Annotated in this window: 14 protein-coding genes and 1 pseudogene; 10 read left to right on the top strand and 5 right to left on the bottom strand. The window is 32.2% G+C overall.

Going from position 1 to position 22,388, the window contains the following annotated elements; all coding sequences use genetic code 11:
- Nucleotides 1-17: 17 nt before the first annotated feature.
- The 4 genes from GTZ96_RS03400 to GTZ96_RS03385 all read right to left on the bottom strand — a co-directional run bounded on the left by GTZ96_RS03400 (nt 18) and on the right by GTZ96_RS03385 (nt 8,241).
- Nucleotides 18-1,217 (bottom strand): DUF4861 family protein, encoded by a 1,200-nt coding sequence (locus GTZ96_RS03400; protein WP_161641191.1) that lies wholly within the window; start codon nt 1,215-1,217, stop codon nt 18-20.
- Nucleotides 1,218-1,477: 260 nt separating this feature from the next.
- Nucleotides 1,478-3,640 carry a family 43 glycosylhydrolase gene (locus tag GTZ96_RS03395; protein WP_161641365.1) on the bottom strand — a complete coding sequence of 721 codons (2,163 nt, stop codon included), beginning with the start codon at nt 3,638-3,640 and terminating at the stop codon, nt 1,478-1,480.
- Between the two features lie 93 nt (nt 3,641-3,733).
- Nucleotides 3,734-6,862, bottom strand: coding sequence for a glycoside hydrolase family 2 TIM barrel-domain containing protein (locus GTZ96_RS03390; protein ID WP_161641190.1), 3,129 nt, complete (start codon nt 6,860-6,862; stop codon nt 3,734-3,736).
- Nucleotides 6,863-6,903: 41 nt separating this feature from the next.
- The gene (locus GTZ96_RS03385; protein WP_161641189.1) at nt 6,904-8,241 is read right to left on the bottom strand and encodes a BNR repeat-containing protein; all 1,338 of its coding nucleotides are present in this window, start codon (nt 8,239-8,241) and stop codon (nt 6,904-6,906) included.
- Nucleotides 8,242-8,573: 332 nt separating this feature from the next.
- Here GTZ96_RS03385 and GTZ96_RS03380 point away from each other — a divergent pair, with 332 nt between their 5' ends.
- The 8 genes from GTZ96_RS03380 (at nt 8,574) to GTZ96_RS03345 (ending at nt 15,653) form a co-directional block, all read left to right on the top strand.
- Nucleotides 8,574-9,572: a GntR family transcriptional regulator gene (locus tag GTZ96_RS03380; protein WP_161641188.1), complete on the top strand. Its 999-nt coding sequence runs from the start codon at nt 8,574-8,576 to the stop codon at nt 9,570-9,572.
- Between the two features lie 220 nt (nt 9,573-9,792).
- Nucleotides 9,793-11,079 carry a site-specific integrase gene (locus tag GTZ96_RS03375; RefSeq protein ID WP_161641187.1) on the top strand — a complete coding sequence of 429 codons (1,287 nt, stop codon included), beginning with the start codon at nt 9,793-9,795 and terminating at the stop codon, nt 11,077-11,079.
- Nucleotides 11,080-11,093: 14 nt separating this feature from the next.
- Complete coding sequence (locus GTZ96_RS03370) at nt 11,094-12,077, top strand: type 1 periplasmic-binding domain-containing protein (protein WP_161641186.1); 984 nt, start codon at nt 11,094-11,096, stop codon at nt 12,075-12,077.
- A gap of 190 nt (nt 12,078-12,267) precedes the next feature.
- Nucleotides 12,268-12,570: a DUF3853 family protein gene (locus GTZ96_RS03365; protein ID WP_161641185.1), complete on the top strand. Its 303-nt coding sequence runs from the start codon at nt 12,268-12,270 to the stop codon at nt 12,568-12,570.
- Nucleotides 12,571-12,574: 4 nt separating this feature from the next.
- Nucleotides 12,575-13,618: an AAA family ATPase gene (locus tag GTZ96_RS03360; RefSeq protein WP_161641184.1), complete on the top strand. Its 1,044-nt coding sequence runs from the start codon at nt 12,575-12,577 to the stop codon at nt 13,616-13,618.
- A 341-nt stretch (nt 13,619-13,959) separates the two neighbouring features.
- Nucleotides 13,960-14,259 (top strand): plasmid mobilization protein, encoded by a 300-nt coding sequence (locus GTZ96_RS03355; RefSeq protein ID WP_161641183.1) that lies wholly within the window; start codon nt 13,960-13,962, stop codon nt 14,257-14,259.
- A 1-nt stretch (nt 14,260) separates the two neighbouring features.
- Entirely contained in the window at nt 14,261-15,148 is an 888-nt protein-coding gene (locus GTZ96_RS03350; protein ID WP_161641182.1) for a relaxase/mobilization nuclease domain-containing protein, read from the top strand.
- A gap of 4 nt (nt 15,149-15,152) precedes the next feature.
- Entirely contained in the window at nt 15,153-15,653 is a 501-nt protein-coding gene (locus tag GTZ96_RS03345; RefSeq protein ID WP_161641181.1) for a hypothetical protein, read from the top strand.
- Nucleotides 15,654-15,739: 86 nt separating this feature from the next.
- Here GTZ96_RS03345 and GTZ96_RS03340 read toward each other — a convergent pair whose 3' ends face one another.
- The gene (locus GTZ96_RS03340; protein ID WP_161641180.1) at nt 15,740-16,075 is read right to left on the bottom strand and encodes a hypothetical protein; all 336 of its coding nucleotides are present in this window, start codon (nt 16,073-16,075) and stop codon (nt 15,740-15,742) included.
- A 267-nt stretch (nt 16,076-16,342) separates the two neighbouring features.
- On the opposite strand from GTZ96_RS03340, the gene GTZ96_RS03335 reads away from it, so the two are divergent.
- Both GTZ96_RS03335 and GTZ96_RS03330 read left to right on the top strand, forming a co-directional pair.
- A complete protein-coding gene (locus tag GTZ96_RS03335; RefSeq protein WP_161641179.1) occupies nt 16,343-19,462 on the top strand; it encodes a type ISP restriction/modification enzyme in 3,120 nt (1,039 codons plus the stop codon).
- A 261-nt stretch (nt 19,463-19,723) separates the two neighbouring features.
- Nucleotides 19,724-22,246 (top strand): annotated as a pseudogene (locus tag GTZ96_RS03330) (AAA family ATPase); the annotation flags it as partial.
- Nucleotides 22,247-22,388 lie beyond the last annotated feature (142 nt).

The raw sequence follows: 22,388 nt of genomic DNA, 5'->3' as shown, positions 1-22,388 counted from the left end.
AAACTACAAAAAAAGATTTATTTATTTCCTTTTATCGTTACTTTAAGGGGGTTAGCAATTATTTTGGCTTGCTTTTGTAATAAAGTATCCCAATCGGCTACGTTATTAATCTGACCGCTTTTTTGCCAGACAAAACCGGCATAATATATTAACGTATTTTCTTTTGGATGTGTTATTACCAACAAATTACTTTGGTCTTTTTCTTTGGAAACATTCGAAAAAGCATCAGCAACTAACTTCGGGTTCAAAACGATTCCTTCGCCTAAGAAAACTCCATCGATTGTCTCTCCGTGACGAAACCAACCTTCTTTTTTATTTATTTTTACTTCGCCTTTATTTTCATGCAAAGAAATTCCTGTGGCATAATTTGGAAGCGGTTTATTGGCATCAATCGAAATTTCGAACTTAGAAAAATTCGAACCTAAATCTAACGAAATCCTTTTTATTTCCTTAACCTGATACGAACTCCAAGGCGCATACGTCAATTCGAAAACCGTACGCAATGGCCCAACAGCAATGGTTTTATAACTCACAAAATTTTTAGAGACTGCCAGTTTATTATCTTCCCAAACTCCCGTTCCTCCTGTACCACGACTCGCACCCACATGATACGGGTCATAACCTTCGCCGTGATCGATATGGTAATAGCCTGATTTCTTCACATTTTCGGCATACCATTTATTGATGATGGATTTATCGGTTCTTTTTAACCAAAGATCAATTCCGCTGCTAAGTGTTCCTTCCGAACGATTTTCTTCTACTCTTTTTTGCGCATCAGGCCCATACGTTCTAAATGCTACTTTATCATTTTCCCAGGCATAATCATCCGTTCGTTCCGGCACAAAACGGGAATAGGTTGTAATTGTGCTTTCGGTCAACGGAATTATTCCATCAAAAACCACTTGATAATTTGCTTTGGCTTTAGCCGCAACCTCAGCTTGAAACAACAATTCATCGGAAATTCCGTCCTGATCGAAATCAATCCATTGCAAAACAACAAATTCAGATGTTCCTTCTTTTTTAATTCGAAGTTCCTTTTCTTGTTTTCCTTTTATCAAATTCGAAAGTTGTTTTCCCGAAATAGAAACTACTTCTTGACGCGAGAAATCGAGATTGTTTTTCACCGAAATTTTCGCTGATTTGTTTTGGGCATTAGCCGATATTGAAAACAAAAAAAACACCAACGAACACTTAAATATCGAATTGTAATTTCTCATTATTTATAAAATTAATTTGCAGCATACCGAAATTTTATTTCAAACTTCAATATACTGCAAATGATTATTTCAATATAATTTATTTCTTAACTCCTTCAAAACCTTGGCAAATTCATAATTATATTTTTGACACAAATTACACTAATTTACACCAATTTTAGTGATTCTAAAAATTACACCAATTTATCTACCTTTGGCAGATTCGTGCAATGTTACAACATCCTAATTTGTGTTATTTCGTGTAATTCGTGTCTTATCCATTATTTCTTAACAGGCTGAATTCCATCTAATGTAGGTTTAACAGCAATGATATTTCCTTCTTCGTCAAAATAAAGTCGGTCGATACAAACCTCTCTATTGAATCCTGCCGCACGTCCCATCGTTATTCCTTTAGGAATGGTAAAACGGTGGTACACAATATACCATTCGTCAGTACCCGGAATTTGAATTACCGAGTTATGACCTGTTCCGTAGATTCCCTGAGAAGAATCTTTAGCCAATATCAAATTATCTTTAGGAATACTTAATGATCCCAACGGAGAAGTTGTTGTAGCATAACGCACTCTGTAATTCTCGCTTCGCGTATCATCTTCTGACCATAAAAAATAATATTTCCCTTTTCTATAGAAAACCTCAGTTCCTTCTCTAAAAGTTTTATCAGGATTTAACACCGTAAGTGTTTTTTCATTCACCGAAATCATGTCGTCATTCAATTCGACTCCCACCATAAATCCGTTTCCATAATACAAATAACTTTTTCCGGAAACTGGATCAGTGAATGCATCCGGATCAATAATTTGTCCTCTTGTAATTCCGTTAGGTTTTGTTGCCACTAATGGTTTTCCAATATCAGTAAATGGTCCTTGAGGATTATCACTTACCGCCACACCTATTTTGGCATCGCCAGTATAATAAAAGAAATAACGGTATTGACCATTTATTTTTTTCTCAGCAGCTGTAGGAGCCCAAGCTTTTACATCAGTCCAGGACACATCTTTTTTCAAATCTAATAACACACCATCATCAACCCAATCCACTAAATTAGTTGATGAAAAACTCTTGAAATAATCGCCACTCCAGTCATCAAAACCATCGCTGGTAGGATACAAATGAAAACGATTGTCCTTATTCGAATACAAAATTTCAGGATCGGCATAATAACCTGTTAATGAAGGATTATTTCTAACTACTGCTTCTACATCAAAGGCCGTTTTTCCTAAATCGCCCATCTCAAAATCATACTTTACCGCTTGATTTGAAAAATCCTGAGCTCCTGTAGGACTTACTGTTGCTTCTTGATTTACTTTGAATTCTGGATCGAAATGTTTTAAGTCGGTTCCATTCTTTACGGGAAGCAACATCTTTTTATTTTGAACATCAACAATAACGTTGTTTTGCTTAATTGCTGTTGATTGAGCCCCTACAATTTCACTGTTTGGAAACCAACCGAATTTATTGATTAATGCTTGTGCTTCCGATTTTGTAATTGGTAAAACCGTACCATGTCTTGGATGGAAATTCATCGAAACATTTTGGTCAATTACCTTAAAGTTTTTCAAATCAGTCGAAGAAGTAAATTGATACTTTCCTTTTCTGTACATATCATACATCAAAATATAAGTATCCGAATTGTTTAATTTGAAAACACCTGAACCTTCAACTGATTCATTAGTTTGATCAACATACTCTTCTTTCAACACATATCCTGAAGTCAACTTGTCCGAAATAGCTACTTTAATTCCTTTATCGGCAGTGTCTTCCGTTTTTAAGAACAAATGAAATTTTCCGTCTTTTTCTATAATATCAGCATCGATACAAGAACCTTTTGTTGGACTAAAAAACAGCTGTTTTGGAACTGTTTCCAAGGCTGTAAAATCTTTATTGGCATACGAATAATAAATAATATCTTTCCCTTCTGGCTGTAACATCGAGAAGTACACCATGTATTTCTTAGCCTTAGCATCATAAATAGTTTGTGGTGCCCACACACGAGTTACATCTTTAAAACCAGAAAACACTTTTGAAATATCTACTTTCGAAGAAGTCCAATTCACCAAATCAGTCGATTTTAAAAGTATCATGGCTTGGTTATCCCAGCCATTGGCAGTTTGCAAATCGGTAACGGTCATATAAAAAGTCTTGCCATCGGCAGCTCTTAAAATATGAGGATCACGAACACCTCCTGTTGTACTTATGGTTTCAGAAGCAATAACGGGTTTGTTATCATTTAAAGCGTAATAATTATAGCCATCTTTGCTTAATCCAAAACGGATGGCTTCTTCTGCTTTTGCATTCCCAGTGAAATACACAAATAAGTAAGCACTATTATTCTCTGCTACTTTTTTAGTCACGCTACAAGAAGAGAACAAGACTAAAACCAGACTTATCGAAATCGTTAAAAATGCAGATTGTATTCGTTTCATATGGAGATAATATTTGTTTTTTAAAGGAATATGGTATCGCCATTCTTCATTCATATTTATGATAATTGAATCATGGCGATTTCATATTTTTTATTAATTATTTGGAGCCATCAAACTCAAGGTATAACTGTAGCTGTATTTTGGAGTGCTAAGCAAATATTCGGCATGCGGAAGAGCACCCCAACTGTTATCTCCACCCACACCACGTTGAGCTAAATCTACACTAACAAAAACAATATCTTGTGGTTTCACATCAGTGGTGTGACGTTGATTCTTAGTAGTTCCCGGATCTATAGATTCTGTTGAAACATTTAGCGTACTGAAACCTAAAGTCTGCTCTCCTGTAATTTTCAATCCTAACCCATTGCTGTTTTGTAAGCTAAACCAACGCGTATCGGTTTTATAGCCACATTCCTGTGGACGAATGTATTCCCAAATAAATTGGTTTGCCACCTTGTCCTGATAAGTCCCCAAAAATGAAGCTGTTTTTCTATCAGAATAATTTTCTAATGGCCCACGACCGTAGTAACTCAAATTTTCATAAGCTCCCGGAAGTTGCAAACGCATTCCAAAACGCGGCATTTCTGGCATTTTTTTATCGGTAATATCAATACTTGCTGTTACTTTGATTTCGCCATTATTTTGAATAAGATAATTTACAACATAAGGTATTTTGGCTTCAGCCAAAGCATATTCAACGGCAATTGGCAAACCTAAATCCGTTTGTTTCCCTACGGTAACCGATTTAACTTCAGGATTTAAATGTGCTTCTCTCCAAACGGCTAATTTTATTTGCATTTTGCTTCCAAAATCATTGTCCGTTGGGGCTCTCCAGAAATAAGGTGTTGGAAAATTAGTTATAACCTCAGTACTTGCGTTTTTAAAATTATAGCTTTTAATTTCTCCTTTAGCCAAGTCAAAAGTTCCAGCAATTGTGTTGGTTTCGAATGATAAAATGCTGCCTTTTTTCTTGATTTTCAATGCTGCCTTTTTCGAAATTTCGACTGTTTTTTCAGCAAAGAAATTCCCTTTTCCAATAGCAAATTGTTCTCTGGCCACTTCGTGGTTTACCGGAACTAAATCGGTCGCTGTTTTAGTATAGGCATAAACATTCAGAAAATATTCTCCTTTTGCATTTAAAGCTTCAAGAGGTAAATCGATAGTTACACTTTCTTGAGGTTCACAATCGACATTGAATGTATTTTCCTGAACTAACTGACCATTTTTAATTAATTCAAATTTGAATTGGTATTGTTTTAAATTGGTATACTGAAATATATTTTTAATCGTCAATTGGTTTTCTCCCTTTAGACTAAACAAAATATCCTGATACACTTTTTTAACTTCAGCCAATCCTGGATGAGGAATTCTACCCGCGTTAATTAATCCGTTATCACAGAAATTTTCGTCATTATGAAGGTCTTTCCCTCCTAAATCACCTCCGTAAGCATAGAAAAAGTTTCCGTTTTTGTCTTTGGTTTTAATTCCCTGATCTACCCAATCCCAAATAAAACCACCTTGCATGTGCGGACTACTATTGATAATGTCAAAATATTCCTGAAAATTACCATTACTATTTCCCATAGCATGTGAATACTCACACATGATAAAAGGTCTTGTCTTATCGGTTGCAGCAGCATATTCTTTCATATATTTTATACTTGGATACATTGGTGCCACAATATCGGTATTCGCATTTTCTTTGGCTTGTTCAAAATGGACAGGACGAGACGCATCTCTATTTTTCAACCATTTATAGGCTTCATGAAAAACAGGTCCATTTCCACATTCATTCCCCATAGACCAGATAATAATCGAAGGATGATTTTTATCGGTTTCTAACATTCGAGCAATTCGATCCAAATGTGCTGGAAACCACATTGGCACATAAGAAGGATGTTTAGACTCAACCGAAATATTTTGTCCGTCAACTCCCATTCCATGGCTTTCTATATTAGCCTCATCTACCACATACATTCCATATTCGTCACATAGTTCATACAAATAAGGATCGTGTGGATAATGACTCATTCTAATGGCATTGATGTTATTTTGTTTCATCAATTCTAAATCCCTACGCATTGTTGGGCGATCAGGAGTACGTCCTTTTGTTTCGTGATGATCTTGAGTATTCACACCGCGCACCAATATTGCCTTACCATTTACTAAAAGTTGGGCATTTTTAATTTCGACTTTTCTAAAACCCGCTTTTCCATAAACAACCGAATTCTCAGCAGGATTAGCACTTTCTAATTTTAGAACATAACGATACAAATAAGGCGTTTCTGAACTCCATTTATTTACATTATTAACAACTGAATTAAAAGTAACTTCCTTCGTTGCATTGGTTACTTTTTTAGTTTCGCTGTATATTTTTTTGCCTTGAGCATCTAACAAGCTTAAAGTTAGATTGGCATTTTTAATTTTGTTTAGTTGAAAAGCTCTTAATTGAACCGTGGTTTTAAAAAGTCCATTGGTATAATTTTCATCCAAATCGGCATTTACAAAATAATCCCAAACGGTTAATTTAGGCGTAGCTTGCAAATACACATCTCTTTCAAGACCACTCAATCTCCAGTAATCCTGGTCTTCTAAATAACTTCCATCATGCCAACGAAAAACTTGCACTGCCAATACATTTTCTCCTTTTTGTAAAAACGAAGTCACATCAAATTCGGCTGCTGTTTTTGACGCTTTGGTCATCCCTATTTCTTTTCCGTTCAGGAAAACACGAGCATAACCTGAAATAGATCCAAAGTGAAGCAATACTTCTTTTCCATTCCAATTTTCGGGCACGGTAAATGTTTTTCTATAGCTCCCTACTGGGTTGTAATCGCCTCCTATAAAAGGGGGATTTCGTGGAAAAGGATACGTAATATTAGTATAAATTGGAATATCAAATCCTTGCATTTCCCAGTTGGATGGTACAGCAATAGTAGACCATTTTTTATCATCCAAATCCACTTTATAAAAATCCTGAGGGCGATCGGCTGGTTTTTTAACGATGTTAAATTTCCAATCGCCATTTAAACTTTGATAATAAGCCGAAGTTTCCGGTTTATTAGTAGTCGCTACAGTCTCGTTTTGATATAAAACAAATGAAACTCTCCCTGCTTCTTTGTTCCTTTCTACGATGTTAGGATTCTCCCATTCATTTTGTTGTTGCTGTGCCGTGATGACTTGTACGGCTAGCAAAAGCGCAAAAATTAATTTTCTTCTCATTCTCAATCTATTTTAGTGGTTTTTAGTGTACGTGTTTTTAGTTATTTAGCTTGCAATAAAGGTAACTTTTTTAGTTCTAAAATTTTCACAGGCTGAGGCGCTACCTTTGCTAATCCTTCTCCATCGGCCTGACTTACATTTTGAGAAAATATGTGTAACTGCTTTTTTTCTGCCCAAAGTTCCTTATCCAAATTAGGTTCCCATTGACCTACCGTAAAACGGCTAACATCTTTCAACTCCCATTGTTTTTTATCCAAATTAGTATACCCCAATGTTATTTTGTTGTCTCTTTCTTCATCTCTAAAAAGCAGGTACAACATGGATTTGTTTACTAAAATTTCGGGGCGCGAAATCGGAATTCTTTTGGTTCCGCCACCTCCTAAAGTAAATGAATTATGATGAAAATTAGTATTGAGTAAATTCCATTTTCCATTTAATAAATAAACCACTTTGTATTGTGGCACACCATCATTATTCCAATAAGTTGTAATATATGGGTTTCCTGAATCATCAACAGTCATCGCTGTTTGATTGATTAAACTACTATTTTGTGGCACTTCCCAAGCATGTTCAGCTGTAGCTTTCGTAATCGGTAAATTGTATTTTTCTCCTGTAGATTTCTCCCAGGTTTTCCCTCCATCGGCAGAAAAAGCATAACAAATATCATGATTGGTTGACACATCCCAGCTTTCTCTCCAAACCCAGGAAATATAAATTCCTTTTTTGCCTACGCAAATTTGCCAATAGGCACTTCGTTGATTTTCGCCATCAATTAAATTATTTTGTAATGAAGTCCATTTCTGGGTTTTCACATCATAGGATTTCATAATCATATTCCCTCGTCCTGAAGCTCCGGAACGGTAACAAAACAACAGCTCCCCATTAGGCAAATTATGAAATTCCGGATAGGTTACTTTAGCCTCATCTTTGCCAGTCATGGCTTGTTCGTCTCCCAGTTCTAAACTAAAAGCTACTTTACTTCTGGCATATCGCAAACGGGTATCATGATGATCCCAACTCACATGAAGATAACCCGCAGCATCTATCGCAATGCTAATATCATTATGAGCGTCTTTTACATTACCATTATAAGGTGTAATTACTACATCCCATTTTCTAGCATTCAACTTGCGTTTCGCTAAAACTAGCTGCCCTTCTGGATTGTAATAGGCCGTATATTGTACATTCTTAAAAGTAGTGAGGGCGCTATTTCTAAAAATAACAGTATTGACTGAATTGTTGCTCCATCCTAAACCAATTTCACTTTCCCTGGTTTTTAACTGAGCATTGACTACAGAAGAAAAAAAAGTCATCATTAAAGACAAACTCTTAACAACGACAGCTATTTTATTTGAATACATTCTTAAATTTCTATTCATGCTATTTTTTATAAAGTTGCCACTTTTTCTATTAAAAATCTTTACTTCGACTCAATAGAATTTAGAATAAAATAGCAAATCAGTTTTTTTTCAATATTATTTTTATCGAATAACTAACAAATGTAACTACAACAATTACAATTACAAACCAGCACCAACCAGTTTTTGAATTTCTCTACCAGATATAGACTATTATGTAAAAAATCTCAGATAGAATAATAAACAAATTAGCAGTCCCCAAACTAACAGCTTGTTCTTACAAACTCATTCACAAAACCATACCACTATATACCAGTTATTTTGCATATATTTATCGCCTTATATTTTGTAGCATGAAAATAATATCCATCAATAAAAGGCAGAACCTCCCAAAATACAAGCAAATAATATTGTCTATAGAAATATCTATAGCCGAAAAACGCTTAAAAAGAGGAGACAAACTACCTTCGGTTAATAAAGTATCACTTGAATTTGGAATTTCAAGAGACACGGTTTTATTAGCCTATGATGAGCTCAAGAAAAGAGGAATTATCTATGCCATTTTAGGGAAAGGCTATTATGTAAAAAGTGAAGATTTCAGTTTTGAACAACGCATTTTCTTATTATTCGACGAATTAAATGCCTTTAAAGAAGACCTTTACAATTCGTTTATGGAAACCATCAATCGAAATGCACAAATAGACATCTTCTTCCATTATTTCAATCCCGAAGTTTTTAAAAAACTTATCCATGACAATAATGGAAATTATTCCAAATATATTATCATGCCCACCAATTTGGTTAATGCTGCATCAATAATCAAAACCTTACCCGAAGAAGATGTATTTATTCTGGACCAAACCAATGCTGAATTAAAAAATTATCCTTCAGTACATCAGAATCACACAAAAGACACCTTTAATGCCCTAGAATCTGGAAAAAGTAAAATTGAAAAATATAAAAAACTAATTTTAATTTTCTCCAGCTATAAACAACCCATAGGGATGAGAGAAGGTTTTATCATTTTTTGCAAGAAACATCAATTGCATTATGACATCATCTCTAATTTTGAAAATAACGAAATCCAAACAGGAGATTTATATATCATTCCCGATGATCGTCATTTGGTAAATGTTATCGAACAATCTAAAAAACAAAAACTCATTATAGGACAGGATTTAGGCATCATCTCTTACAACGACACCCCACTTAAAAAAGTAGTAACCGATGGGATCACAACCATCTCCACCGATTTCAAAGAAATGGGACGCATTCTAGCCGAGTTGATTCTGAACCAAAGAAAAGAACAAATTGAAAATAAAAGCAGTCTTATCGTGAGGAGTTCTTTGTAAAAAACTCAATAAAAAAAGCGCAACATTTAATTCAAATGTTGCGCTTTCTTGCAGAGAGAAAGGGATTCGAATCTATAATATCTTAAAACTTCAAAAAGACTCAAAATACTAATAAATATAGAGTATAAAGAAATTTGCATAAAATAAAATATCATAAAATATTATTGCATATCACAAAAACTGGGTGTAAATTTGGGTGTAAATATTATCACAACCAATTATGAGCAACATTAAGAGAAACATCATTTTTGCACTAGAAAATAGAAAAAAAGAGGGCGTTCTAATAACAGAAAATGTTCCAATACGTATGCGAGTGATTTATGCAAATAATCGTATTGACTTTTCAACTGGCTTTCGAATAGACGCATCGAAATGGGATAATGAAAAAGAGCGCATAAAAAATGGCTGTACAAATAAACTAAAACAAAGTTCTTCTGATATTAATACTCGTCTTTCGGAATACTATACCTACCTACAAAATATCTTTAAAACTTTTGAAACAAGAAACACTATCCCTACTCCAAAAGAATTAAAAGAAGAATTCAAAAACGCAATAACATCTGATGATTCCAATGGATTTAATTCTAATAAAATAAATTTCATGGATTCGATTGATGAATTCACTAAAGAAACGGGGAGGCAAAACAACTGGACTGATGCTACTTTTCAGAAATTCACAACAATGAAAAGACATTTAAACTCCTTCAAGACAAACCTTAATTTTGAATATTTTGACGAAAAAGGTTTAAATGATTATATTATTTTTCTACGTGATGAAAAAGACATGCGAAATTCAACTATTGAAAAACAAGTGGGCTTTTTAAAATGGTTTCTCAGATGGGCAGATAAAAAAGGTTATAATAAAAACAAAGCTTATGATTTTTTTAAACCTAAATTGAAAAACGCTCCCAAAACAGTAATCTTTTTAACTTGGGAAGAATTGACTAAACTAACTAATTGTAAAATCCCAGACAAAAAACAATATCTTGAAAGGGTACGAGATGTTTTCTTATTTAGCTGTTACACAGGACTTAGACACTCCGATATATACAACCTAAAAAGAAATAATGTTAAAAAAGATCATTTAGATTTTACAACAAAAAAAACTGGTGAACGCTTAATTGTAGAATTAAACAAACATAGTGAATCAATCCTTAAAAAGTACAAGAATATCAACTTTGAGGACAACAAAGCTTTACCAGTAATTAGTAATCAAAACATGAATGATTATTTGAAAGAACTCGCGGAACTTGCAGAAATTAATGAATCAATTAATCAAATACATTATAAAGGGAACAAACGTATTGAAGTTAACAGTCCAAAATACTCATTAATAGGAACACACGCAGGACGTAGAACATTCGTATGCAACGCATTAGCCTTAGGGATTCCAGCGCAAGTTGTAATGAAATGGACAGGACATAGCGATTATGCCTCCATGAAACCCTATATCGGTATTGCCGATTCTATTAAAGCTGACGCAATGACTAAATTTAATCAGCTATAAAACTTAAAAATATCATGTATAAAGTAACAGATCTGATTCCAAGCTATAGAAAATTAAACAAAATATACGAGGATGTATTATATCGTCAAGAACTAATCTATGAAGAACAACGTGCTGTTTTTGATTTTTACGAACGATTTTGCGAAATACAATCATTTGAGTCAATAATTATTGAACTAATAAACGATTCACAAAAAGAAGACCGTGAGTTATTAATAGGAAAGATTAATCAAGAAATAAATAAAAACAATTCTCTTTATAAAGAAAACAAGTCTTTTTTTGACAATATAGATCTATATGAAGTTTGTAAAGAGTATTACAACAGGAATAACCAAAATATTGCTTTCCAAGCAACAACTCATAAAGAGGCATATGAAAGACATTTAAAGACAGAAAAAGCTTTACGAGAAGCTAATGAAGAAGATAAAAAGAATTATCAATCAACATACAATCATTTTCGGGAAATATGGGAAAAAGAAAAAAACAAACATTACAGACTGTTAGACTTAAAGCGAGAACTGGAAAAAGAAACATATAAATACCATACTAATACTTTTGGTATCAACAATAAGCTAAGCAATGCCTTTCTTGATTCACTAGAGTATTACTTTCCTGTTAAAGAAAAAAGATCAATTAAACCAATCAACAACGACGAAACAACTTATTTTGAAACAGAACTAATTTCAAAAATCTATAAGGTTTGCAATAATGAACAATTTGAGTATGTAACCGAATTAGATTTCATATTCAGTATAAATCTTTACTCAAATTCAAAACCTTTGAAAATAAAAAAAGATGAAATAATAAGAGTTTATTATTTGATCTATAAACTTTACAATATTTGCGATAAAAACAAAAGAAAGCATTGGCTTAAACGAACCTTACACGATTTAGAAATCAAAAAGGGAAACTATGACTCAAAATCAAAATATTGTTCCTCTGATACAAACAAAATTAACATTGAATATACTGAACAAATTAATAAAATCTTCAAATAGAGTATAACAAAGTATCAAGACCACACAAACTCCACATTTTCCACATAAAATAAATCCTAACTACCTCATTTTAAACAACTTTATTTATCAACCTCCACATACACTACACCATCACCCATCTCTAAATTTGTCATGTTCGAACATAACAAGCCGAAGTACAAGGCTATTGTTTCACATAACATTTTAGAAAATGGAAATCACAGATTTAAAACAAAAGCCGCTTTGGCAAATGACTGGAGAAGAGTTTTTATTTCTTCAGAATAATCCCCAACAAAATAATAAGCAACCTTTTGAAACGATAGACAAACCTAAAAAATATGTCTATGGTATGTTGGGTATAGCAAAGCTTTTCAATTGTAGTATCCCAACTGCAAATCGCATAAAAAAGAGCAAAAGAATTGACAAAGCAATAACTCAAATTGGCCGTAAAATAATTGTTGATGCTGAACTTGCTCTTGAATTAGCTGGTAGAAAAATTAAAGACAAAAAGTAAAGGCATGGAAAAAAACAATAAAATGGATTCCAATGTAACTCAACTTTGGCATTCTTCAAGACTGAGAATAACTGATGATTTCGAATACCCTCCAGTTATTCTAAAAATTAACGATTCTATAATTGGAACTTTAGGAAACTTTAGTGCTTCAACTGGAAAAGCAAAAAGTAAAAAAACTTTTAATATCACAGCAATTGTAGCCTCAGCCTTAATTAATGATTTAGTGCTAAATTATAAATCCTCTTTTCCAGAAGGCAAAAGCAAAATACTTTATATAGATACTGAACAAAGTCCATTTCATTGCCAGCTAGTACTCAATAGAATCGTAGAATTAGCCGAAATATCAAACAAAATTCATCCTGAAAATTTAGAATTTCTTTCTCTCAGAAGATTTACTCCTGAAACCAGAATTGCGATTATAGAAGAAGCAATTAGAAATACTGAAGGATTAGGTTTAGTTGTAATTGATGGCGTTAGAGATTTAGCTTATGACATTAACAGTCCAAGTGAAGCAACTAATTTAATAACGAAATTTATGCAATGGACTGATGAGTACAAACTACATATACACACCGTACTACATCTAAACAAAACCGAGGACAATACCAGAGGACATTTAGGAACAGAACTTAACAACAAAGCAGAAACTATTCTTAAGATAACAAAGGACGAACACGATACCAATACCAGCTATGTTTCCGCTTCAAATATTCGCGATATAGAATTTGAACCTTTTGCTTTTACAATAGACGAAACCAGCCTACCTGTATTAGTAGAAAATTATCGTCCAACAAAATCAGACAGAAAAAGTTTCGACTATCTAGAAGTTTCACAAGAAAAACACAAAGAAGCTTTAGAATCATTGTTTTTAGAATTAAAAACTTTAAAATATAAAGAACTGATAAACGGTCTTCGTGAGAAATATGCTTCTATAGGATATGTATTTGGTGAAAACAAAGCAAAGGATTTAAAAACGTTTCTCGAAAACAAAAGAATGATTATCAAGGAAGGAACTACATATAAATACAACCCAAACTTCCATTACTAAAAACTGGTTTAGTTTAGTCCATGTATATATATAATAAACTAAACTAAACCCAATTTTAATTATTGACTGATTTTTGAAATCTCTTTTTGCTTCCCTTTTGTTCAACACTGACAAATAACAAAAGGGAAATAAAACCCAAGCTTATTTACTTGTAATCTGAAATGATTTCAAATCATATTACTTAATTATTTACTAAAACCAGACTCAATCGAATGAAGATAAATTGATTAAATTGATTAAATTGATCGAGATGTGTCATTGTCAGGACGTCCACCAAGACTGTCCTGACAATAACTACTCGCTTTTACTCCCGATGGTCGCAAAAGAAAAAAAACAGAACGATGAAAAGAATAAAGAAAATAGAATTCCGAGTAACTCATACTGAGTACCTCATAATTCAAAATAAAGCATTAAAAAGCGGAAACACCATTTCTGAATTCCTACGAAACACAGCAATGGGATATCAACTCTCCTATAAACTTACAGAAGACGAAATATTAGTTTACAAACACTTGAATCAATATGCCGATTACTTTAGAAGAATTGGAAACTTATTCAAACTAGGAGACACAACAGGTGTAAAAGAAGCATGTGTTGAAACCACAAAATTAATACAAACCCATTTAAACAAACTAAAATAATATGATTGGAAAAGCTTCAGCTTGTCCAGGAGGGACAGCATTGTTTAATTACGTAATAAACGATAAAAAGGGATATGAGTTAACCCGAAACGGCATAAGTGGTTCTACACCAAAAGAGTTATATGAAAACATGAACATCATTCAGAAACAGAATTTAAAATGTAGTAACAACACTATTTCAATTGTACTTTCACCAACAGTAGATGATGGCAAAAAACTATCTGATACAGAGTTAGTAGCAATTACTAAAGATTTTCTAACTGAATTAGATCTTGACCCGAATAGACAACAATACATAGCTTTTGTTCACAATGAAAAAGAACATAAACACATCCATGTGCTATTAAATCGGGTTCAAGAAAACGGCAAACTAATCCAAGATAACTTTATTGGAAAAAGAGCACAACATGCAGCACATCGGGTTGCTCTTAAAAACGGAATAACGTCTGCACGAGAATTAAAACATAAAAACGAATCCAAGAATGCCGTATTAAATAAAGACATAAAACAACGTATTAAAACAGCCCATTTAGATGTATTAAAACAAAACCCTAGAACCTTAAACGACTACAAAAGACTTTTACTCACAAAATCAATAGAATTAATCCCAACAATTAACAAACAAGGGCAAATACAAGGATTCAGATTTTTAGATTTTTCTACCGGAACAAATTTGAAGGCAAGCGAAGTGGATCGTAACCTCAAATTAAATGAACTATTCTTAAATAGAAATGAACATAAATTCAGTCATAATGAGACCCAGGCTATTTCAAGTAATACTGATAATGATTCCATATTTTCCAACTCATCGGTATCAACTATTCCAGTAAGCAATGATGATTATGAAAATTTAAAAAAACGAAAAAAGAAAAAGAATTTTAAAAGATAAGATCATGGAAAAAAAACAACTTACATTAGATGAGTGGATAGAATTATATATTCAAGCTACTGCCACTTTAAATTCTAATCTTAAAAAAAACACTCAAGTACAACAAAACTTTGAAAAAAAGATAGGCAGTATTAATATCAAACCTGATTTAACTGATATAATAATTAATCAGGAGCAGTATTTTGAAAAAATAAATTTACAATCTCAAAAACACATACAGCTAATCGACGAAAGTTGTAAAAACTTTCAGAAACCATTGCAAAAATTTAATAGCCGAAGCTTCCATTATCTATTGATTTTAAACTTTTGTTTCTTTGTTACTACAGGAATTTCAATTTACGTAGCCATCAAAAAAAGCATCAAATCAAGTGAGTTGATAGAGCTGCAAAACAAAAATTTCGAACTCCAAAGTAAGATTTCGGATTTAAGTACCTTTTTTCAGCAGAATCCCAAAAGCTTAAAATTTTATAAAAAGTGGCATCAGGAAATCAAAGAAAATCATTGATAAAAATTAATCTTTAAAATCCTTCCAATGCATAAAGAGGCTCTCTCAAAAAGAAAGCCTCTTTTACTTTTAAATCAAGCTTAAATCTAGATACACTCAGTATCGATAACAGGATTTAAATCTAAATCAAATTGTTTCAAATATTCTTCTCTTTCATATTCCTCAAGTTCATCATTGATTAAATCACAAATGTCTTTATAGGCTAATTCGGTACATCCGCTAAGAGGATAATTTTGCTTCCTGTATTCAAACTCTAATTTTAAAACTTCAACTATTTTAGGCTCTACGTATTGTTCCAAAAACGAATACAAACACAAGCCTTGATACACTAAGGGATACAATTCTTCAATATGCTTTACAAGGACTTTGTAATAAGATGAGTGTATTAAAATCTCTTCGTAATTTTCGTTAAATTCAATCATAAGGGAAATGTTTTTACTAAATTAACACTAATATTCTTTCTTTAAAAATCAATAATACAATTTAATAATTTATTCAAAGTTCAATCTCCTAAATCTCTTCCGAAAAAAACCTGATTGTTTATAACAAATTGTTGATTCCTAAATACAATTTCTTACATTTATAAACTATAAATTAGCATCATAAACAATCAGAATTACAACATTAATACACATACTTTCCGCTGTAGTTCTTTAACTTGAATTCTCAGCTAATCACACAAACGCATTATGACTATTGAACAGTACATTGTTAAATTAAATACTTTATTTCAAACAGGAAATGCACGAGAACATTCCTATCGTGGCGATTTACAAAACTTAATAATGGCAATTTTGCCTGATGTTCTAGTAACTAATGAACCCGCTCGAGTAGCCTGTGGTGCGCCTGATTATGTATTGACACGTAAAGATATACCCGTTGGGTATATTGAAGCAAAAGATATAGGCGTTGATTTGAACAGTAAAACATTAAAGGAACAATTTGATCGCTACAAATCAGGTTTGTCCAATTTGATTTTTACCGATTACATGGGTTTTCATTTTTATAAAGAAGGAGAATTAACCACCAAAATTGCAATTGCTCAAATTGAAAATGGTTCTATTATGCCAATAACCGAAAATTTTGAACAGTTTACTGAACTGATTAAAAATTTCGCATTAACTGTATCGCAAAGCATCAAATCGCCGACTAAATTGGCACAAATGATGGCAGGAAAAGCAAAATTGATGGCTAGCGTTATTGAAAATTCTTTGAATAATGATGATGAACAAGAGCAACGTTCACAGTTAAAATCACAGATGCTTTCGTTTCAACAAATGTTGATTCACGATATAGACAACAAAGCCTTTGCCGACATTTACTCTCAAACCATTGCTTATGGAATGTTTGCAGCTCGATACCACGACCCAACTTTACCTACATTCTCACGAATGGAAGCAGCAGAGTTGATTCCAAAATCAAATCCATTTCTTAGAAAATTATTTCATGATATTGCAGGTTTTGATCTCGACATCCGTTTGACCTGGATAGTGGATGAACTGGTTAATATTTTCCTTGCTTCGGATGTGGCAAAGATTATGAAGAATTTTGGTAAAAGCACTAAACAGGAAGATCCTGTGGTTCACTTTTACGAAACTTTCTTAGGAGAATACAATCCTGCTTTAAGAAAAGCCCGTGGCGTGTGGTACACACCACAACCTGTAGTAAATTTTATTGTTCGTGCTGTTGATGACATCCTAAAAACTGAATTTGATTTACCACAAGGTTTAGCTGATACTAGCAAAATTAAAATCAAGAAAAAAGCAGTTACACAAGCAACTGCTGATAGACGCTCTAAACTAAAAGAAGTTGAAACAGAAGTTGAAGTACACAAAGTACAAATACTAGACCCAGCTACAGGAACAGGGACTTTCTTAGCTGAAGTAGTAAAGCACATTCATAAAAAATTTGAAGGACAACAAGGCATTTGGAGTAAATATGTTACTAAAGACTTAATTCCTCGCTTAAATGGATTTGAGTTATTGATGGCATCTTATGCAATGGCACACCTTAAAATGGATATGTTATTAACTGAAACAGGATACAAACCTACTGATGACCAACGTTTTCGTATTTTCCTGACCAACAGTTTAGAAGAAGCACATCCTGACACTCAAACTCTTTTTAGTTCGTGGTTGTCCGACGAATCTGACCAAGCAAATGCTATAAAGCGAGATGCGCCTGTGATGGTAGTTATTGGAAATCCTCCATATAGCGTTAGTAGCACTAACAAAAGTCCTTGGATTGAAAAACTAACAGCCGATTATAAAAAAGATATGAAAGAGCGAAACATACAACCTCTTTCTGACGATTACATTAAATTCATTCGTTTTGGGCAACATTTTATTGATAAAAATGGTAGCGGAGTTTTAGCTTATATTTCTAACAATAGTTTTATTGATGGAATAATTCACCGCCAAATGCGAAAACATTTATTAGAAAGTTTTGATAAAATTTATATTCTAGATTTACACGGAAACGCCAAGAAAAAAGAAGTTTGTTCCGATGGCTCTCCTGACCAAAATGTATTCGATATTATGCAAGGTGTTTCGATAAATATTTTTGTGAAAACGGATAAGAAAAAGCAAAATGAATTAGGCGAAATTTTTCATTATGACTTACAAGGAAAAAGAGAATTCAAATATAATTTTTTAAATGAAAATTCTTTAAAATCTTTTAAATGGAATAAATTGAACTACAAAGAGCCTAATTTCTTTTTTATTAATAAAAATTTTGAACTGTCAACACATTATGAATCAGGATTCAAAACCAATCAATTATTTACAGTAAATACAAGTGGAATAAAAACCCATGATGATGCAAACTTAGTAAGCTTTGAAAAATTTATCGACAATAATCAACCTTATTATCATAGACCGTTTGATTTAAGGTCAATAAATTATGATTTAAAAAAAGTTCAGAGACATAGATTTACTGTAATGAAACATATGTTGAAAGAGAACTTATCTTTACTCTTACCTAGGCAAGCTATAACAGGGTTATTTGGTTTTTTCATTTGTAAAGGTTTAAATGATATTAATTATACAGGCACTGCAGGGCAATTTGGAGCAGGACTCACTTTTCCGCTCTACCTCTACCCCGAAACCAACAACCAACAAAACTTATTAGAAACTACCGAAAGAACGCCCAACCTGAATGCGGAAATTGTAAAACAAATTGCGGATGGTTTGGGATTATCTTTTACTAATGAAAAAGAAACGGATAGCAATGTTTGTTTTGCTAATAGTAATGAAGTCCGAACAGAGTTCAAACAAAGTTTTACTCCCATTGATTTACTGGATTATATCTATGCGGTTTTGCATTCCCCAACTTATAGAGAAAAATACAAAGAGTTTTTAAAAATTGATTTTCCCCGTGTTCCGTATCCAACTGATGCACAAACCTTTTGGCAATTGGTTAAACTGGGCGGGGAATTGCGACAAATCCATTTATTAGAAAGTCCAACCGTAGAAAAGTATATCACGCAATATCCTGAGGATGGCGACAACATAGTTACAAGACCCAAGTACGAGCAACGCAATTTTGTAGTTGAAAACGATACCATTTCACATAACGACACACCTGAACCTATGGGAAGGGTTTATATAAACAATACTCAATATTTCGAAAATGTTCCTGAGGTAGCATGGAACTTTTACATTGGCGGCTATCAACCTGCTCAAAAGTGGCTCAAAGACCGCAAAGAAAGAGAATTAAGTTATGAGGATATTTTGCATTATCAGAAGATAATTGTGGCTTTATCGGAGACAGATAGAATTATGAAAGAAATTGATGTCATTGGGATGTGATTTAAAGAGAGAGAAATTAGTATTATGGATAAAAAAATTTAAAACTTAATTAAAATGGCAAATGCAATTGAAGATCTATCTAAGTTATCCTTTGATAAAAAAGAATGGATTACTGAACTTAAAAACAAGGTTTGTCAAAATGGTAAACTTGAACTTGAAGATATCCAAACGGCTTTTGATAAAATACTTTCAGAAATTGAATTAGAAAATATTGAAATATTAATTACAGATTCTACTAACACTATTGTTGAAAAGACGATCTTAAGTATTTATGAAAATCAAAATATAGGTGGATTATATGATAATAAAAAAATTGATTTCAGTCCATTATTTACTCTGATTTACGGAAAAAATGGTAGTGGAAAATCAACATATTATAAAGCTTTAAAAGATGCTTTTCACAGTAATCAGAACATCAAAGGAAATATATACAACGGTAGTAGCGCTGAGTCAAAAGCAAAGTTTGATTTTACTAAAAAAAGAGAGCATTTAAAACTTCAAAAAAAAGGCACAAATATTAATTCAGGTGACATTGAAACTGTAGATTGGATAGCTGGTACACAACACAATTCAAAAATTAAATTCTGTGATAGTGAAGTCTTAAAAAGTTCCTTATCCAAAAAAGAAGCTGGATGGAGTGTTGATAGATATAGGTTAGGATATTTTGACATTTTAAGAGACGGAGTAATAAAAGTAGAAGAAAAAACAACAGCTAAAATTGCCAGTATCTTAACTTCATATTCTTCCAATTTAACCACTATTTCGAATGGCTTAGTTTCCAATGAGCCAAATTCAATTAAGACATATTTTACAATAAATCAAAATAATTCTGAATTACTGACTACAAAATTAAGAGAGCTTATTTCTCTTGAATTAGCGGTGAATCATACGAAAAAAAAAGAAACAGCTCAAAGAAAGTCAACAACATCTGTTATTGATTTTACAACAAAAATTGAACTACTAAAATCAAAAATCATTAGTTTAGATAAAATCGTTTCATTTTGTCAAACGAAAAACATATTACTGGATGAAATAGAAACCATAAAAATAAAAATCACTCGATTAAAACTATTGAAAGAGAGTTTAGATTTTTCAAAATTTGAACAATATCAATTAGTATTTAATCCCAATGAAAATAACGACAAGTTTATTGAATTAATAAAAAAGATTACTGAAACAGCACTTGCTTTTAATTATATAAATTATCCAAATGATATAGATAAATGTTTTTATTGTAATCAAGTCTTACCCGAAGAAAATCTAAAACTTATTCAAGAAATTCATTCTATTGTTGGTAATGAAGTTAATACCGAAATCGAGGCATTATCAAACGAAATTGAGTTATTCAAAACTAAAATAGATAGAATTAGTTTTGAATTCTTTGACTTTGAGTACAAAAATATTGGTGAAATCTATTCCGTTTTGCTTAAAACAATTGTCAATATCAAAGATGTTCACGAAAATGTCTTGAAAAACTCTGATTTATCTACTTTAAAAAATGAACTAGATGATTTAAATATCACAACTGACTTTACTATAAATATAGAACTTACTGAACTACTATCAATTATTGCATTATCAGATAAAAACAACCTAAAAACAGAACTTTATTTAGCCAACAAAGCGTTAGGAGATATTGAGCAAACAAAAACAAAGGCATTAAAAGAATTAAATGAACTCTTAGATTTAGAGTTTTGTTTTAACCAAAAAGAATTACTAAAAAAGATTTTAGCCGATTTAGTAAATCATTCAATGTATAAAGCACAAACTGGATTCTTTTCAACTTATAAAACTAAAATATCCAGAGAAAAAGGAAATGTCGAAAAACGATTAATACAAGCAGATTACTTAGTTACTTTTAATCAAAACTTAGATTTCTTCGAACTTCCAAAACGAGACAAAATCAATAGGATATTTTCAAATCCTGATGGTAAAAGTAAAATAGATGTCAACATTAAAAGTGGTGGAGAGAACTTTGCAATTAACTCAATTTTAAGTGAAGGAGAAGCAAAAGTTTACTCATTTTGCGATTGGCTGACTGAATTAAAATACGATGATAATAATATTCTAGTATTTGACGATCCAATTACCAGTCTTGACCAAGTTAATATACATAAAGTCGTTGAAAAAATAATTGAATTAAGTAAAACACATCAGGTTATAGTTTTTACACACAATTTCGAATTTTATCATAGACTAGTACAGCAGTCTTTAGGAGGCTCTCCTATTGATAAAGGGAAATGTGAATTATGCGATAATGAAACTGAAACCAATCAATGCATTGGTCTTAATAAATCCACAAATAGTTTACACAAATGTTCAAATTACTATACTCTTAATAGTATTCTCCAACCTGGACATATAGATAGAGAGGTAATATTTATTACACTTAATTGGGAAAAAAGATTTGAAATAATTCGAAAAAATCTTTTGAATGGAAATATTAATGAAGTTGATAAACATTTAAGAACATCTATAAATGACTTTTTTGAAAGATTTGTTTTAAATGACATCAAAAGACAAGTTTACAAAAATAATGACTTGATAAAAGAATGGAGAGACATGAGAGAAATAGATGAAGCTGATTATAATTCCTTAATGGAAGTTCATAATAAAATTTCTGGAGAAGGAACTGTTCACGAACCATCCCCTGAAGTAAGAACTACTTTAGATGTTCAAGGATATATTAAAGAATTTAATAAAGTAGTAAAAGCAATAAACAACATCAGGTCATATAGAAATTCAACACCTCCAAAAGCTATTGAAGAAATTTACCTTTCTTAAATCAATTTAAATTTTTTGAGTTAGTCATTTAGTTTCTGTATTTTTATGTCTTTAAAAACAGTCGTTATGGAAGTATTTGAAGGACAAAGCATACTAAACTTTATAAAAGAATTGCCAAATGATGAAGCTTGCAAAGCTTATT

It is taken from the genome of Flavobacterium undicola, from assembly GCF_009909155.2.
Classification (GTDB): domain Bacteria; phylum Bacteroidota; class Bacteroidia; order Flavobacteriales; family Flavobacteriaceae; genus Flavobacterium; species Flavobacterium undicola.
Note: the sequence above shows the minus strand (reverse complement) of the source record. Positions and strands in the feature narration are given on the sequence as shown.

Coding starts and splice junctions, on each gene's coding strand:
- GTZ96_RS03375 (WP_161641187.1), top strand. CDS start 9,793: ATGAGCAACATTAAGAGAAACATCATTTTTGCACTAGAAAATAGAAAA.
- GTZ96_RS03340 (WP_161641180.1), bottom strand. CDS start 16,075: ATGATTGAATTTAACGAAAATTACGAAGAGATTTTAATACACTCATCT.
- GTZ96_RS03360 (WP_161641184.1), top strand. CDS start 12,575: ATGGAAAAAAACAATAAAATGGATTCCAATGTAACTCAACTTTGGCAT.
- GTZ96_RS03395 (WP_161641365.1), bottom strand. CDS start 3,640: ATGAAACGAATACAATCTGCATTTTTAACGATTTCGATAAGTCTGGTT.
- GTZ96_RS03355 (WP_161641183.1), top strand. CDS start 13,960: ATGAAAAGAATAAAGAAAATAGAATTCCGAGTAACTCATACTGAGTAC.
- GTZ96_RS03400 (WP_161641191.1), bottom strand. CDS start 1,217: ATGAGAAATTACAATTCGATATTTAAGTGTTCGTTGGTGTTTTTTTTG.
- GTZ96_RS03345 (WP_161641181.1), top strand. CDS start 15,153: ATGGAAAAAAAACAACTTACATTAGATGAGTGGATAGAATTATATATT.
- GTZ96_RS03365 (WP_161641185.1), top strand. CDS start 12,268: ATGGAAATCACAGATTTAAAACAAAAGCCGCTTTGGCAAATGACTGGA.
- GTZ96_RS03350 (WP_161641182.1), top strand. CDS start 14,261: ATGATTGGAAAAGCTTCAGCTTGTCCAGGAGGGACAGCATTGTTTAAT.
- GTZ96_RS03385 (WP_161641189.1), bottom strand. CDS start 8,241: ATGAATAGAAATTTAAGAATGTATTCAAATAAAATAGCTGTCGTTGTT.
- GTZ96_RS03380 (WP_161641188.1), top strand. CDS start 8,574: ATGAAAATAATATCCATCAATAAAAGGCAGAACCTCCCAAAATACAAG.
- GTZ96_RS03390 (WP_161641190.1), bottom strand. CDS start 6,862: ATGAGAAGAAAATTAATTTTTGCGCTTTTGCTAGCCGTACAAGTCATC.
- GTZ96_RS03370 (WP_161641186.1), top strand. CDS start 11,094: ATGTATAAAGTAACAGATCTGATTCCAAGCTATAGAAAATTAAACAAA.
- GTZ96_RS03335 (WP_161641179.1), top strand. CDS start 16,343: ATGACTATTGAACAGTACATTGTTAAATTAAATACTTTATTTCAAACA.